Origin of the sequence: Amycolatopsis sp. NPDC026612 (assembly GCF_040638285.1) — a bacterium.
Classification (GTDB): Bacteria; Actinomycetota; Actinomycetes; order Mycobacteriales; family Pseudonocardiaceae; genus Amycolatopsis.
The window spans coordinates 74,751-88,673 of record NZ_JBEZYB010000002.1; the positions used below are offsets into that span (position 1 = coordinate 74,751).

Here is a 13,923-nt window from a genome sequence, read left to right on the forward strand (position 1 = left end):
GGTAACAACTGTTACGGAAAAGGGAGTGTGCCCTGATGATCGATTGCACGCTGACGATCACCCCGGTGGCCTGGGACGATCCGGATGCCGTCCGCCTGCGCGAAGCCCAGCGGACCGAACTCGACGCCCGCTACGGCACCGACGACCACGAGCCCGGCGCGGTCCCCACCGCCGAAACCGTCGCCGTGTTCCTGCTCGCGCGCGACGTCGACGGCACCGCCGTGGGCTGCGGCGGGCTCCGGCTGCTCGGCCCCGGGTCGGGCGAGATCAAGCGCATGTACGTCGAGCCGCCGGCCCGCGGTACCGGCGTCGCGGCCGCCCTGCTGCGTGCGCTCGAAGACCACGCGCGCCACCTCGGCATCGGCCGGCTGCTGCTGGAGACCGGCACCGGCCAGCCCGACGCGATCCGCTTCTACCGGCGCGAAGGCTACGAACCGATCGAGGCGTACGGGCCCTACCGCGGCGAACCGCTCTCGCGCTGCTTCGCCCGCGACCTGTGATCGGTTTTCCGATGGACACCCCAAGCCGGGCTATTGGCGGCCGGGCGCACCAGGGGCCTACCGTCGAGGACACGGCGATCCGGGGTTCTTTCGCCGCTCCCTTCACGAACCGGAGTTTCCCTTGCGCATCAAGCAGATCGGCGTCGCGCTGGCCGCGGCCGCCGTCTTCGCCATGCCGGCCGCACCCGCCCGGGCGGCGTCGAGGATCGTTCCGCTCGACCTCGCCGCCGGGCAGCAGCCGGAGAACATCGCCCTGGAGCCCGACGGCTCCGCCGACCTCACCTTCGCCTACACCGGCGAAATCGGCCGGGTGACGCCCGGCGGGCAGGTCACCGTCATCGCCCGGATCCAGGTCCCCGCCGACGGCGACGTCCCGGTGGTGCACCGGAAGCTGTTCCTCGGCGGGATCGTGCGGGCGCCCGGCGGCGACCTCTACGTGGCCGTTTCGACCGGCACGGCGGCAACCGGCCTCTACCGCGTGCGACCCGGAACCGCGCCGGTGCAGGTGGCCGCCCTGTCGCCGGCCGGCTTCCAGAACGGCGTCGCGCGCGATCCCGGCAGCGGCGACCTCTTCGTCGCCGACTCGTTCGGCTCGGTGATCCGGCGCGTCTCCCCGCGCACCGGGCAGGTCACCGACTGGGCCACCGGCGACCTGCTCGCCCCGGTGAGCGGCTTCGGCGCGAACGGCGTCAAGGTCCACGACGGCGCGGTGTGGGTGTCCAACCTGGACCGGGGCACGCTGGTCCGGTTCCCGCTCAGCGGCGCACCCGGCCGGGTCGTCGTCACCGGTCTCGGCCCGGTCGACGACTTCGCCTTCCACGGCGAGACCGTCGTCGCGGCCGTCAACCAGGAGAACCGGGTCGTCACGGTGGGTCGCGGCGGCGTCCGGACCATTCTGTCCCTTTCGGACGGGCTGGCCAACCCGACATCGGTGGCCGTCCGAGGTGACACGCTGTACGTCGCCGACAGCGCGTACTTCGGCGGATCGCCCAACCTGGTGCGCACCCGGCTCCGATGACCGTGCATCCGCACGCCGAGTGTGCACGTGCTGTTCATGATCTCGGAAATGGTTGCTGTGAACCAAATCCACCGGTAAGTTGGCGGACCCCGGTGCTCAACCATCGGTCACCGGGGTTCGCGCTGCTCGGCGGGAGCGGGGAGGCCACCTCCGAGAGAGCGCTTTCCGGCGGTAGGGGTAACCGCCGGGTGCAGGAGGGAAGCAGTGCCTTGGTGTTCCGGGGAACGGTCATGTCCGACGGGGTGACCGAACCGTACCTGGTCGGACTGGCCGCCATCGCGGGTGAGCTGCTGAGCGGCAAGTGGTGCGTCTACCTGCACGAATGGCTCGGCGACGACCTCGATCTCCCCGGCTGGCAGGCCGAGGTGGCTGCCCACGCCGAGGAAGTGGGTGTCCAGGTGTGCTTCGTCGAGATCCCCCGCAAGGACATGACGCTGGTGGCCAACGTGCGCGCGATGCCCAGCTTCGAGCAGGTCACCGAGTCCGTCACGGCGCTCGAGGACTACCGGGGCCGCAGCACCGGCGCCCGCCGATCGGCCCCGTGAGACGAGCGCGATCGCCGCACCCGCGACGGGCAGCCCGGCGGCCGCCAGGAGGTTGACTTCAACCTTTGTCGAACTTTTACCGTCGGCGACATGACCGTTCTCCGCACCGTGCCGCCCCCGATCCCGCGCACCGTCTGGATCGCCTCCGGGGTGATGGCGCTCGGCGGCTTCCTCGGCAACATGGACGCTTCGATCGTCGCCGTCGGGCTCGAGACGATGCGCGGCAGCCTCGGTGTCGCGCTGGTCGAAATCCAGTGGGTCGCGACGGCGTACCTGCTGGGTCTGTCGGCCGCGCTCCCGCTCACGCCGTGGCTCGGGCGGAAGTTCGGCGCCGGACGGCTGTGGCTCGGCGCGCTGGCCGCGTTCCTGCTCACGTCGGCGGCGTGCGCCCTCGCTCCGGACGCCGGGACGCTGATCGGCGTCCGGGCCGTGCAGGGCATGGCCGCCGGTGTCATGGTCGCCGCCGGGCAGACGGTGATCGGGCTGGCCGTCGGCCCGGAACGGCTGGGTCGCACCATGGGCACGCTGGCCCTCGTGGTCGGGCTCGCGCCGGTCGTCGGGCCGAGCATCGGCGGGTTCCTGCTCGCGCACTTCTCGTGGCCGGTGCTGTTCTGGCTGAACCTCCCGATCGGGCTGCTCGCGTTCGGCCTGGCGCTGCGGTACGTGCCGCGGGGTGACCGGCAGCAGCCACCGCCGATGGACTGGCGCGGCCTGGCGCTGGTGTCGCTCGGCCTGCCGCTGCTGGTGTACGCGCTCACCGAACTCGGCACCCCCGGCTCGCTCGACATCGTGCTCGCGAGCATCGGCGCTGCCGCGCTGGGGCTGTTCACCTGGTGGTCGCTGCGCGCGCCGCACCCGGTGCTGCAGCTGCGGCTCGCCGCACGCCCGGTGCTGGGCTCCGCGCTCGGGTCCGTGCTGTTCGGCGGCGCCGGGATGTTCGGCGCCGTCCTGCTGCTGCCGCTGTGGTTCCAGGTCCGGCTCGGCGCCGGGCCGGCCGAGGCCGGCGTCCTGCTCGCGCCGATGGGACTGGCCACGACGGTGTTCGTGTTCCTGGCCGGGCGGCTGACCGACCGCTACGGCGGCGGCACCGTCTCACTCGCCGGGTCACTGGTGGTGCTGGCGAGCACGGTGCCGCTCCCGTGGCTGGGCCCGGACTCGCCGATGTGGCTGATCCAGGCCCTGCTCCTGGTCCGCGGGGCCGGACTGGGGCTTTCGATCATGCCCGCGTCGACGGCGGCGTACGCCTCGGTCGACGCCGGCGAGCTCGGGCACGCGACCGCGCTGGTGAACATCGTGCTGCGCGTGGGCGGCGCGCTCGGCGGCGCGTTGTGCGTGATCGTGCTGTCCCACGGCCTCGCCGTCGGCCCGGCGACCGGGTTCGGCTGGGCCTTCGGCGTGCTGGCGACGCTGTGCGTGCTGAGCTCGCTGGCGACGGCCCGGCTGCGGCGGGCCGAGCGTTCGTCCACAATGGACAGCATGGCGTGACCCGCCTGCACAGGTGGCGCGATCACCGGATCGGTGATTTATTGGAGCCGGTCGTGCACAGTCGGTGAGGGGGAGGGCTGCCATGTCGGGGGTGGGCAAGCGGCTGTTGACGGCCGCGGCGGTCACAGCGGTACTGGGCAGCTTGACGGCGGCGACGCCGGCTTCGGCCGCGGAACCGATCGATTGGCAGCCGTGCGCCGACGCGCCCGGCGTCGACTGCGGCACGGTGACCGTGCCGATCGACTGGGCCCACCCGGACCGGGGCACCGCGAGCATCGCGCTCGCCCGGCGCAAGGCCACCGATCCCCAGGCCCGGATCGGCTCGATCCTGATGGACCCGGGCGGCCCCGGCGGCGCGGGCGCCGGCGAGGTCAAAGCGGGCTGGACGCTCTCGGCGGAAATCACCGAACGCTTCGACACCGTGGGTTTCGACCCGCGGGGCGTCGGCGACAGCACCCAGATCAAGTGCGGGCTCGACGAGCTGATCGCCGACTACCCGCAGGTGCCGCGCAACCAGGCCGAGTTCGAGCAGCTCGCGGCGTACAACCGGAATCTCGGCGAGAGCTGCCGCCGGCTCACCGGACCGCCGGCGGAGTTCGGCGACACCAAGAGCGTCGCGCGGGACATGGACGTCATCCGCGCCGCGCTCGGCGAGGCGAAGCTGACCTACTACGGCGTCTCCTACGGCACGCTGATGGGTCAGCAGTACGCGGAGCTGTTCCCGGACAAGGTCCGCGCGCTCGTGCTCGACAGCAACATGGACCATTCGCAGGTCACCGCGTGGGAGTTCATCAAGAGCGAAACCCAGTCGCTACAGGCGGAGTTCGGCGAGTTCGCCGCCTGGTGCAACCGGACGCCGAGCTGCGCGCTGCACGGCCGGGACGTCTCCGAGGTGACGCGCGATCTCCAGGACAAGGCCGCGCGCGGCGAGCTGACGGACCCGCGCAGCGGTGACCCGATCACGCCGCTGACGCTCGCCTCGATCATCCAGAGCAACTTCTACGGCCCGAGCTGGGATCGGCTCGCGTCGGTGTTCAAGTCCTTCGCGGACGGCGGCGGAGCTTCGGCGCGGCTGCGGGCGGACATCCCGGTCAACTACGTCATCCCCAGCGTGTTCTGCAACGACTGGCGCCTGCCCGTGCACAGCTTCGCCGAGCTCGAGACCTACCGCCGGCTGGCCGCGGCACTCGCACCGGACGTCAAGGTCAACTCGCTGGGCTGGACCGCGGTCACCGGCTGCATCGGCTGGCCGGAGCGGACCGCCAACCCGCAGCACCCGCTGCAGGTGCACGGCGCGCCGCCGCTGCTGATGCTGAGCAGCCGGCACGACCCGGCGACGCCGTACGCGTGGTCGCAGACCGCCGCCCGGCAGAGCGGCAGCACGCTGCTGACCTACGACGGCTGGGGCCACGGCGCGTACTTCAAGAAGAGCTCGTGCGTGACCAAGGCGGCCGACGACTACCTGATCACCGGAAAGCTCCCGGTCAAGGGCACGCACTGCGCCGCGGTCGAGCCGGGCACGGCGCAGGCCGCGGTCGCCGGCCCGAAACCACCGTCGACGATCGGCTTCTGACGCTTCCGCCGCGTGGCCGGACCGGGGCACAATCGGGTTCGGCCACGCAACGGTGCGCGGAAGGGAGCCGGTCATGGGGTTCAGGAGCAGGGTTTTCCGCCGGGTTCTCGCGGCGGCGGGAGCGGTCCTCGTACTGACGTCGCTGACGACGGCCCCCGCGGAGGCGACCGGCTACCACGGCCGGTACCTCGCCCTCGGCGACTCCGTCGCGTTCGGTTACCGGCCCGGCGCCGTCACCCCGCCCGCCGACTACCTGAACCCGGCCAACTTCCGCGGCTACGCGGAAAAGTACGCGTCCCTTCGCGGGCTGCGGCTGGCCAACGCGTCCTGCCCCGGCGAGACGACGGCGAGCATGCTGACGGCGGGCGCGCAGAGCAACGGCTGCGAGAACTCCCTCGGCTCCCCGGCCGGCTACCGGACCGCGTTCCCGTTGCACGTCGGCTATTCCGGTACGCAGCTCGACTACGCCGTGACGTACCTGCGCGCCCACCGCGACACCCGGCTCGTGACGCTGACCATCGGCGCCAACGACCTCTTCCTCTGCCAGGACACCACGCCGGACCACTGCACGAGTTCCTTCCCGGCCGCGCTCGAGCGGACGGGGCGGAACCTCGCGGCGATCCTGGGTGCCGTGCGGGCGCAGTACCGCGGCGAACTGGTGCTGGTGACCTACTACTCGCTGGATTACCGGCAGCCGGCGCAGGTGGCTCAGGTGAAGGCGCTCGATTCCCTGCTGGGTCAGGTGGCCCGGCGGTACCACGGCGCGGTGGCCGACGGCTTCACCGCGTTCCGGTTGGCGTCACTGCGTTCCGGCGGTGATCCCTGCGCCGCCGGGCTGCTGATCGCGCTGCCGGGCGGCGGCTGTGACGTCCACCCGACCGCGGCCGGGCACCGGGTACTGGCCGCGGCGCTCGCGGTGGCCGCCAGGTAACCGGGCCCCCGGGAGCGGCTCGCTCAGCGGACCGGGCTACCGCGCCTTGCGCCGCCACAGACCGGCGACGACGGCCAGCGCGCGGGCGCCCGGCGACCGGACCTGCGCCGCGGCCTCCGGACCGATCCGGCGGCGCATCCGGTAGGCGAGTTCGAGCACTTCGAGGTCTTCGGGGCGGCGGCGGCCACGGACATCCGGCCGCAGCATCAGCTCCCCCACCGTGATGGGTCTGCCACTGGCACGGTGCGCCGCGCGCGCCATCGGGAACCTCCACTGCTCTCGCCGATCGGGCCCCGATTCTATGAATTGGATTCGGGTTCGTCACCTTACTGACGAGTTGTGTCCGGTCGGTGTCCCCTGCGCGCTAGCCTCGCTCATGATCACCATCGGGGGCCTCACCGAAGAAGACCGTCCGGCCTGGGAAAACCTGTTCGCCGGCTACAACACGTTCTACGGCAGGACACTGGCGCCGGAATGGCTGGACCGCGCTTGGCGTGAGTTCGCGAGCGGCGAGCGGATGCACGCCCTCGGCGCGCGGATCGACGGCGAACTCGTCGGCATCGTGCACTTCTTCACGCACGTCAGCACCACTTCGGCCGACGTCTGCTACCTGCAGGACCTCTTCACCGACGTCCGCGCCCGCGGACGCGGGGCCGGCCGCGCCCTCATCGAAGCCGTCGCGGACTGGGCGCGGGCGCAAGGCTGCGTTCGCGTCTACTGGCACACGCAGACGTCGAACGCGACCGCCCGACGGCTCTACGACCAGGTCGCGCTCGACAAGGGGTTCATGCAGTACCAGATCCCGCTCGGGCCCTGACCTCAGCGGCGGTGCCGGCCGCCGCCGCACCCGTGGTGCCCGCCGGCGGAGAAGCCGGCAGGACGGCGGCCCGCCCCCATCATCGCCTGCCAGTCCGGGGTTCCGGGGCGGCCTCGCGACCAGAGCGGGACGTCCGGGATCTCGTGGCGCACCGGAGCCGCCTGCTCGGGCAGTTTCGGCTTCACCTTCGCCTTCACCGGCGCCGTGACCTTGTCGACGACCTTCACCGCCCGGGCGAGCGTTCCACGGCGACCGGCCGGGCTTCCGGAATCCGGTTCCGGCACGACGACCGCCGGGGAAACGCCCTCCGGTTGCGCGGGAGGCGCCACGGATTTCGGAGCGTGTGGCTTGGCCGGAGGCACGACGACGTCCGCCGGCAGCGGCACCAGCGCCACCGCCGGGGGTTCCAGGCCGACCGGCGGCCAGGCCGCACCCGCGCTGCGCTCGACCGGCATCGACACCGCCGCGCTGACCCCGCCCGTCAGCGCCAGTGCGCCGGCGACCACGGACAACACCCGCAACCGCGTCAGCGAACGCAGGACCTCCGGTTTCTCCCGGTGGCGCGCCCGCGGGAGCACGACGGTGTCGTCGTCGCGGTAGCGATCGCGCGGCGCGTCGGACCGGACCAGCAGCTCGGCGACGGTGACCTGCGCTCGGCGCGGAGCCCTACGTGCCATCAAACCCTCCACCTGGGCTGTCCGGACGTGCGGCAACGCGTCCGGACGGCTGATCATAGGAACGCTTCAGGGCCGTGTAAAGACTCGTTCACCCACGGTTTCCGGCGAGCCGCGGCGCGCGGGCCGCGGAAGCCGGCTCCGGCCACTTCCCCGGCCGGCTTTTCGGCGAAGATTCTCCGCGAGGTCCGCCGGCGTGGTCCAGACCGGCGGCGGGGCGGGGCGTACCGGTGGTGGCGCTTCGGATGTGACACACCGCGGGCTCACCGTCCCGGTTTCCTGCTGGACAAACTGTCCGCGGCACGCCGTTAAGTCCTGGTGAATCTGACAGATTTCCTCCGAAGGTTTTGTTCCATTCGGACGAACTTCTCCGCCACGGCGTGATTTCGCTGTGCCATTCGCCAAAGTTCGGTTACATCGGATAGCTTTGCTCCTACCGGTCAGTACCGGTGGGTGGGGCCGATCGGGTGAGGCGATCAGCAACAGATCGAGGGAAGCGGGGACGACCATGCCCAAGCACCGGCCACGTCGCAGGAGCGCGCGTTCGGTTCGCCGGACCGCGGCCGCGCTCGCGGGTGGGGCGCTCGTCGTGCTGCCCACGCTGACCACGGGCCTGCCCGCGCCGGTCGTGGTCGCCAACGCCGGCACCGCGCGGCCCGACCAGGCCGCCGCCATCCCGCTGCAGCAGCCGAACATCGTCATGCCGCCGATCGCCGTCGACGGCAGCCTGCCCCAGCCGCCGCTACCCGAGCCCCTGGTCGTGCCGGGCGGGCGCGCCGGCTCCGCTGGCATCTCCGGTTCGCTCGGCATTCCGGCGAGCATGCTCAGGGCGTACCAGAACGCCGCCGACATCCTCGCCAAGGAACAGCCGAACTGCCACCTCGACTGGGCGCTGATCGCCAGCATCGGCCGGATCGAGTCGAACCACGCGCGCGGCGGGTACGTCAACGCGGCGGGCGACACGCTGGAGCCGATCCTCGGCCCGGTGCTCAACGGCGCCGGCGCGTTCGCCGCGATCCCGGACACCGACGGCGGCAAGTACGACGGCAACACCCAGTGGGACCGTGCGGTCGGCCCGACGCAGTTCATCCCGTCGACGTGGCGCGGCTACGCCTCCGACGGCAACGGCGACGGCGTGTCGAACCCGAACAACATCTACGACGAGGCGCTGGCCACCGCGCGCTACCTGTGCTCGGGCGGCCTCGACCTCTCGACGGACGCGGGGCAGCGCCTCGCCGTGCGCCGCTACAACAACTCTCAGTCCTATGTGGACACCGTGCTGGCGTGGGCCGCGGCCTACCGCGGTGGCGTGGCCCGGCTGCCCGACAGTCAGGTGCCGATCGGCGCGCCCGACGCCCCGGACGCCGCCGCGGCCGGTGCTCCGGTCGGCGTCCCGGCACCGCCCGCGCCGCCGGTGACCGCTCAGCCGCCGGGCTCGCTGCCGGGCACGACGACGCCGGGCACCACCACGCCGACGACCCCGGCGACGCCCACCACCCCGACCACGCCCACCACGCCGACCACCCCGGCCACGCCGACGAGTCCCACGAAGCCGACCGAGCCCGCCACCGACCCGACGACTCCGGCCACGCCACCGGAGACCTCGACCAGCACGCCGCCGCCGGCCACGACACCGGCCGCGGCCACCCCGGCCGATTCGGCGGACACCCCCACCGAAACCACCTCGACCAGCCCGGCCGGCTGAGCCCGGTGGAGCCGTTCCTGGTGCACATCCGCTGCGACATCGACGGCTACACCCATGCCGTCACCGAGGACGAGTTCGCGGCGGGGCGGCACGACGGGCGGTTCCGCGCGGTGTGCGGGCACGTGGTGCTGGCGGCGCCGATGATCGAGGAGCCCGGCCGGTTCGACCCGGGGTGCCGGGAAGTCCTGCGCCGGGACCCGGCGCCGTCGGTGCCCCGGCAGGAGCGGCGCCGGTTGCGGTGGCGCAACCGGCGCTAGTCGCCGTCCCGCACGGCGAGTTGCGAGCGCGGTGGCCGGTCCACCAGGGCCTGGATGCCGTCGAGCATCCGGTGCAGGCCGAACTCGTACGCGGTATCGCCCTGCGCCTTGGCGCTCCCGTCGAACCCGCCGCCGAGCCAGATGCGGTTCATCGCCGGGTGCGTGTCGACGACGAAGTAGTTCTCCCAGAACGAAGACCGCTGGTGCCACCACGCCTCGGTCGATTGGCCGGTGCTGCGCTCGAGCCGGGTGTTCTCGGCGTCGAGCGCGGCGTTCGCGTCGACGTAAGTGCCGATCCCGTTGGCCGCCGCGACCGCCTGCCGCGGCGGCAACCCCAGCGCGTCCATGATCGACAGCAGGTACTCCTGCCCCGCCAGCCGGCCGGGCCCCAGCGGCGGCCGGACGCGCGAGACCTCGCACAGCCACGGGTGGTCGCGGTACGCCTGCCGGGTCCGCTCGGCGTAGAGCGCCACCTGCTCGCGCCAGTCGCCCCGGCGCGGCTCGTCCGGCCCGGGCAGCCGCCGCTCGACGAGCACGTCGTCGACCATCAGGTCCACCAGCTCGGTTTTCCCGGGCACGTAGGTGTAGAGCGTCATGGTGCCCGCCCCGAGTTCCTTGGCGACGCGGTGCATCGACGCGGCGGCCAGCCCGTCGGCGTCCGCGACCGCGATCGCCGCGGCGACGATCCGCTCGACCGTCAGCGTCGGGCGGCGGCCCCTGGCCGGTTCGGTGGCGGCGCCGCGGACGCGCCAGAGCAGCGCGAGCGTCCGGTCGATGTCCTCGGCACCAGTGCGGTCGGCGGTCATGCGGTCCCCTCGCTCGTCGCTCGGAGATTACCCTGGAGGGGGACGAAGGGGGTGCGAGGAGATGACCCGGCAGAAGCCGCCCAAGGTGTCCTTCCGCTGGTGGGTCGACCGGCAGATCGCCGAAGCCCGGGAGCGCGGCGACTTCGACGACCTGCCCGGCACCGGCAAACCGCTGCCGAAGCCCACCGGCAACGACGCGGCGACCGACTGGGTGCTCCGCGAAGTCAAGAAGGGCGGGCACGACACGACGGCGTTGCTGCCGCCGTCGCTCGCGCTCAGACGCGAAGTCCAGGACCTGCCGGGAAAGCTCGCCGCCGAGCAGACCGAACGGCAGGTGCGGGAGCTCGTCGAGGACCTCAACGAGCGGATCCGCCAGGCCTACCTCAACCACGTCTCCGGCCCGCCGCTCACCGTGGCCCTCGTGGACGTCGAAGAGGCGGTCGAGGACTGGCGGCGGTCACGAGCCGCGTCGTAGCAACGCCCGCTCCGCCGCGCTCCACGCGTTCGTGGTGAGCAGGTAGATCCCGGCGGCCTGCGGCACGACCAGCGTCGCGAGCACGGCGCCGTAGGGCAGCAGCCGCAGCAGCTGCCCGCCCGGGACTTCGGTCGTGGTGTCGCGGTGGCGGTCCTGCCACCGCACCGAGAACCAAGCCACGACGGCGAGACCGGCCGCGATCACGAACACGAGCGGGCTGCCGGCGAGGCCGTGCGCGCCCAGCGGCGTCCCGAGCAGCGTCGCGCCGAGCAGCGAGTTGGGCTCACCGCCGATCGTGGCCGTGGTGAACAGCCGGTACATGACCATGAAGAACGGCAGCTGCAGCAGCATCGGCAGGCAGCCGACGAACAGCGACGTCCCGGATTCCTCCTGCAGCTTCGTCATTTCCGCGGCCAGCCGCTCCCGGTCGCGGCCGTGCTTCTCCCGCAGCGCGCGGATCTCCGGCAGCAGGGCGGTCCGGGCGCGCTCGCCGTGGGCCGCCGACCGGGCGAGCGGGTGCAGCAGCAGCCGCACGGACAGGGTGAACAGGACGATGGCCGACGCCGCCGAGAGCGGGCCGGTGAACGCCGTGGCCGCGAGCAGCCAGTGGATCAGGTGGTACGCGCCGGCAACGGGCACGTCGAGAAAGCCGAACATGGGCAGCACTCCGCACGAGTGAAAGGGATGGGGGTGAGCGGAATGGCTGCGCGGGACCGAACCTACGCAGCCGTGCTGCGGAAATCGGGTGCTCGTGGCCTGCTGCGGCCGGGTGCGCCGGGGTCGCGGAGCCGGATCGACTCGGCCCGCCGGGCCCGGCGGCGCAGGGCGGTGACGCGGCTGCGCACCGGCGCCGACCACAGCGCCAGTTCGCTGCGGTGCGTGCTGCCGACGAGCAGCACGATCAGGAGGCCCGCGGCGGCGAGGGAGGCGAAGGCGACCAGCGCGGTCGGGCCGGCCGGCACGGGCAACGCCAGCTCGAGCAGCGCGTTCACCACGGCCGTCCCCCTTCCTCCGAAACCCAGCGTAGCGGAAGCGGGACCCGCGGTGCTCCGGCCGGCAGCCCGGCGGGCGTAACCTGGTTCGATGAGAGGCCGACTCGCCGTGGTGCCGATCCTGGCGCTCCTCCTGCTGTTCGCCGTCCCGTGGTGGACGCTGGTGCTCGCGCCGGACTGGGGCACCGCGGGGACGCTCGCCGGGACGGCGTTGTTCGTGCTGGGCCTGGTGAGCATGCCGGTCGCCATGGTCCGCGGCCACGGCCGGCGCCAGCGCGACGGCGCCGCCCGCCTCGGCGACTCGCTGCTCGGCGTCATCTGGGTGCTGTTCAGCTGGTCGGTACTGAGCCTGGTGCTGCGGCTCACGCTGCTCGGCATCGACGAGCCGGACCGGTCACGGATCGTGGCGGGCACGACCGCGCTGATCGCCGGCGTCCTGCTCGTGCACGGCAACCGCGTCGCCCTGCGCGTGCCGCCGGTGAAGGCGGTCGACGTCGTCATCCCGCGGCTCGGGCCGGGGCTCGACGGCCTGCGCGTCGCCGTGCTGACCGACACCCACTTCGGGCCGATCGACCGGACGAAGTGGTCGGAGCGGGTCGTCGCGGCGGTCAACGCGCTCGAGGCGGACGTCGTCTGCCACGCCGGCGACCTCGCCGACGGCGCGGTGGCCAAGCGCCGCAAGCAGGTCGACCCGCTCGGCGGCGTCCAGGCCGGGCTCGGGCGGTTCTACATCACCGGCAACCACGAGTACTTCGGCGAGGCCCAGGCCTGGCTGGACCACATGGACGGGCTCGGCTGGGACACCCTGCACAACCGCTCGACGCTGCTCGAGCGCGACGGCGCCCGGATCCTCTTCGCCGGCATCGACGACCCGACCGGCGCCGCGTCCGGTCTGCCCGGCCACGGACCCGACCTGGCCGCGGCGCTGGCCGACCGGCCCGCCGACGTCCCGGTGGTGCTCCTCGCGCACCAGCCGAAGCAGGTCCGCGAGGCCCGCGAGGCGGGCGTCGACCTGCAGATCTCCGGGCACACGCACGGTGGGCAGATCTGGCCGTTCCACCTGCTGGTGCGGTTCGACCAGCCGACGCTGTCCGGCCTGACCCGGCACGGGGAGACCCAGCTGTACAACAGCCGGGGCACCGGCTTCTGGGGGCCGCCGTTCCGGATCTTCGCGCCCAGCGAGATCACGCTCCTCACCTTGCGGTCGGCCTGACGTCCGCCTCGGGACTCCTTGAGCGACGCCGACCGACAACTTTTTTTGTCTTGACAGTTTCAACCGTCGGGGTCAGGCTGTCCGCATGACCACCACACTTTCCGCCGACGGCACGAAGATCGCCTACACCCGGGCCGGGTCCGGCCCCGCGCTCGTCCTCGTCGACGGCGCGATGTGCTACCGCGGCTCGTCCCCCAACGACGCGCTGGCGAAGGAGCTGGCCGCGCGCTTCACCGTGTACACCTACGACCGCCGCGGCCGGGGCGAAAGCACCGACACCGGGCCGTACGCGGTCGAGCGCGAGGTCGAGGACATCGCCGCGCTCGTCAAGGAAGCGGGCGGCGAAGCGTTCCTGTTCGGCATCTCCTCCGGCGCCGCACTGGCCCTCGAAGCGGCTCGCAGCCTCCCGGTGCCGAAGCTGGCGGTGTACGAACCGCCGTTCGTCGTCGACGGCACCCGTCCCGCTGTCCCGGCCGACTACGCGGCCCGGCTCGACGAAGCGCTGAAGGAGGGCAAGCGCGGCAAGGCGGTCAAGATGTTCATGACCGAAGGCGTCGGCCTGAGCGGCGCGACGGTGGCGATCATGCGGATCATGCCGTTCTGGGCGAAGCTCAAGCGGGTGGCCCACACGATCCCGTACGACACGGCCGTGGTGATCGGCCACCAGTCGGGCGACCCTCTGCCGGCGGCCTGGCCGGAGGTGCAGGTGCCGGCCATGGTCATCGACGGCGGCCGCAGCCCGGACTGGATGCGCAACGGCGTGGCGTCGCTGGCGAAGGTGCTGCCCTCGGCGGAGTACCGGACGCTGCCGGACCAGACGCACCTCGTGAAGGCGCCGGCCCTGGCCCCGGTGCTGGCGGAGTACTTCCTGGTTTAGACCTGGTCCCAAAACTCGGCGTGTCGCTAGGTGAACCAACGGCCCGCCCGTGGCT

At 72.5% G+C, this 13,923-nt stretch carries 17 protein-coding genes; 12 read left to right on the forward strand and 5 right to left on the reverse strand.

The features are described 5' to 3' along the window. Nucleotides 1–35 precede the first annotated feature (35 nt). From AB0F15_RS02605 to AB0F15_RS02630, 6 genes are all read left to right on the forward strand, one after another. Nucleotides 36–500: a GNAT family N-acetyltransferase gene (locus AB0F15_RS02605; protein ID WP_360264039.1), complete on the forward strand. Its 465-nt coding sequence runs from the start codon at nt 36–38 to the stop codon at nt 498–500. 121 nt (nt 501–621) lie between these two features. Beyond that, entirely contained in the window at nt 622–1,518 is an 897-nt protein-coding gene (locus AB0F15_RS02610; RefSeq protein ID WP_360264042.1) for a hypothetical protein, read from the forward strand. 230 nt (nt 1,519–1,748) lie between these two features. Continuing rightward, entirely contained in the window at nt 1,749–2,063 is a 315-nt protein-coding gene (locus AB0F15_RS02615; RefSeq protein ID WP_360264045.1) for a hypothetical protein, read from the forward strand. A 90-nt stretch (nt 2,064–2,153) separates the two neighbouring features. Then, entirely contained in the window at nt 2,154–3,548 is a 1,395-nt protein-coding gene (locus tag AB0F15_RS02620) for an MDR family MFS transporter (RefSeq protein WP_360264048.1), read from the forward strand. An 82-nt stretch (nt 3,549–3,630) separates the two neighbouring features. After that, on the forward strand, nt 3,631–5,121 hold the full coding sequence (locus AB0F15_RS02625) for an alpha/beta hydrolase (RefSeq protein ID WP_360264051.1): 1,491 nt from the start codon (nt 3,631–3,633) through the stop codon (nt 5,119–5,121). 73 nt (nt 5,122–5,194) lie between these two features. Next, entirely contained in the window at nt 5,195–6,052 is an 858-nt protein-coding gene (locus tag AB0F15_RS02630; protein ID WP_360264054.1) for an SGNH/GDSL hydrolase family protein, read from the forward strand. A gap of 36 nt (nt 6,053–6,088) precedes the next feature. Here the strand turns inward: AB0F15_RS02630 and AB0F15_RS02635 are convergent, their stop codons facing one another. Further along, the gene (locus AB0F15_RS02635; protein WP_360264056.1) at nt 6,089–6,271 is read right to left on the reverse strand and encodes a hypothetical protein; all 183 of its coding nucleotides are present in this window, start codon (nt 6,269–6,271) and stop codon (nt 6,089–6,091) included. A 157-nt stretch (nt 6,272–6,428) separates the two neighbouring features. Between AB0F15_RS02635 and AB0F15_RS02640 the strand changes: the two genes are divergently transcribed. Beyond that, on the forward strand, nt 6,429–6,869 hold the full coding sequence (locus tag AB0F15_RS02640) for a GNAT family N-acetyltransferase (RefSeq protein WP_360264059.1): 441 nt from the start codon (nt 6,429–6,431) through the stop codon (nt 6,867–6,869). Between the two features lie 2 nt (nt 6,870–6,871). Here the strand turns inward: AB0F15_RS02640 and AB0F15_RS02645 are convergent, their stop codons facing one another. After that, nucleotides 6,872–7,546: a hypothetical protein gene (locus tag AB0F15_RS02645; RefSeq protein WP_360264062.1), complete on the reverse strand. Its 675-nt coding sequence runs from the start codon at nt 7,544–7,546 to the stop codon at nt 6,872–6,874. 505 nt (nt 7,547–8,051) lie between these two features. Between AB0F15_RS02645 and AB0F15_RS02650 the strand changes: the two genes are divergently transcribed. Both AB0F15_RS02650 and AB0F15_RS02655 read left to right on the forward strand, forming a co-directional pair. Then, the gene (locus tag AB0F15_RS02650) at nt 8,052–9,248 is read left to right on the forward strand and encodes a lytic murein transglycosylase (RefSeq protein ID WP_360264065.1); all 1,197 of its coding nucleotides are present in this window, start codon (nt 8,052–8,054) and stop codon (nt 9,246–9,248) included. 5 nt (nt 9,249–9,253) lie between these two features. Next, nucleotides 9,254–9,505, forward strand: a complete 252-nt coding sequence (locus AB0F15_RS02655; RefSeq protein WP_360264067.1) for a hypothetical protein — start codon at nt 9,254–9,256, stop codon at nt 9,503–9,505. Here AB0F15_RS02655 and AB0F15_RS02660 read toward each other — a convergent pair. After that, a complete protein-coding gene (locus AB0F15_RS02660; protein ID WP_360264070.1) occupies nt 9,502–10,311 on the reverse strand; it encodes a TetR/AcrR family transcriptional regulator in 810 nt (269 codons plus the stop codon). The genes AB0F15_RS02655 and AB0F15_RS02660 overlap by 4 nt on opposite strands. A 61-nt stretch (nt 10,312–10,372) precedes the next feature. On the opposite strand from AB0F15_RS02660, the gene AB0F15_RS02665 reads away from it, so the two are divergent. Continuing rightward, complete coding sequence (locus tag AB0F15_RS02665; protein WP_360264072.1) at nt 10,373–10,786, forward strand: DUF1992 domain-containing protein; 414 nt, start codon at nt 10,373–10,375, stop codon at nt 10,784–10,786. On the opposite strand, the gene yidC is transcribed toward AB0F15_RS02665, so the two are convergent. Both yidC and AB0F15_RS02675 read right to left on the reverse strand, forming a co-directional pair. Beyond that, nucleotides 10,769–11,443, reverse strand: coding sequence for a membrane protein insertase YidC (yidC, locus tag AB0F15_RS02670; protein WP_360264075.1), 675 nt, complete (start codon nt 11,441–11,443; stop codon nt 10,769–10,771). The genes AB0F15_RS02665 and yidC overlap by 18 nt on opposite strands. Nucleotides 11,444–11,505: 62 nt before the next feature. After that, nucleotides 11,506–11,781 (reverse strand): DUF6412 domain-containing protein, encoded by a 276-nt coding sequence (locus AB0F15_RS02675; RefSeq protein WP_360264078.1) that lies wholly within the window; start codon nt 11,779–11,781, stop codon nt 11,506–11,508. Nucleotides 11,782–11,869: 88 nt separating this feature from the next. On the opposite strand from AB0F15_RS02675, the gene AB0F15_RS02680 reads away from it, so the two are divergent. Together AB0F15_RS02680 and AB0F15_RS02685 are read left to right on the forward strand one after the other, a co-directional pair. Continuing rightward, nucleotides 11,870–12,991 carry a metallophosphoesterase gene (locus tag AB0F15_RS02680; RefSeq protein WP_360264081.1) on the forward strand — a complete coding sequence of 374 codons (1,122 nt, stop codon included), beginning with the start codon at nt 11,870–11,872 and terminating at the stop codon, nt 12,989–12,991. Between the two features lie 85 nt (nt 12,992–13,076). After that, complete coding sequence (locus tag AB0F15_RS02685; RefSeq protein WP_360264084.1) at nt 13,077–13,868, forward strand: alpha/beta hydrolase; 792 nt, start codon at nt 13,077–13,079, stop codon at nt 13,866–13,868. Nucleotides 13,869–13,923 lie beyond the last annotated feature (55 nt).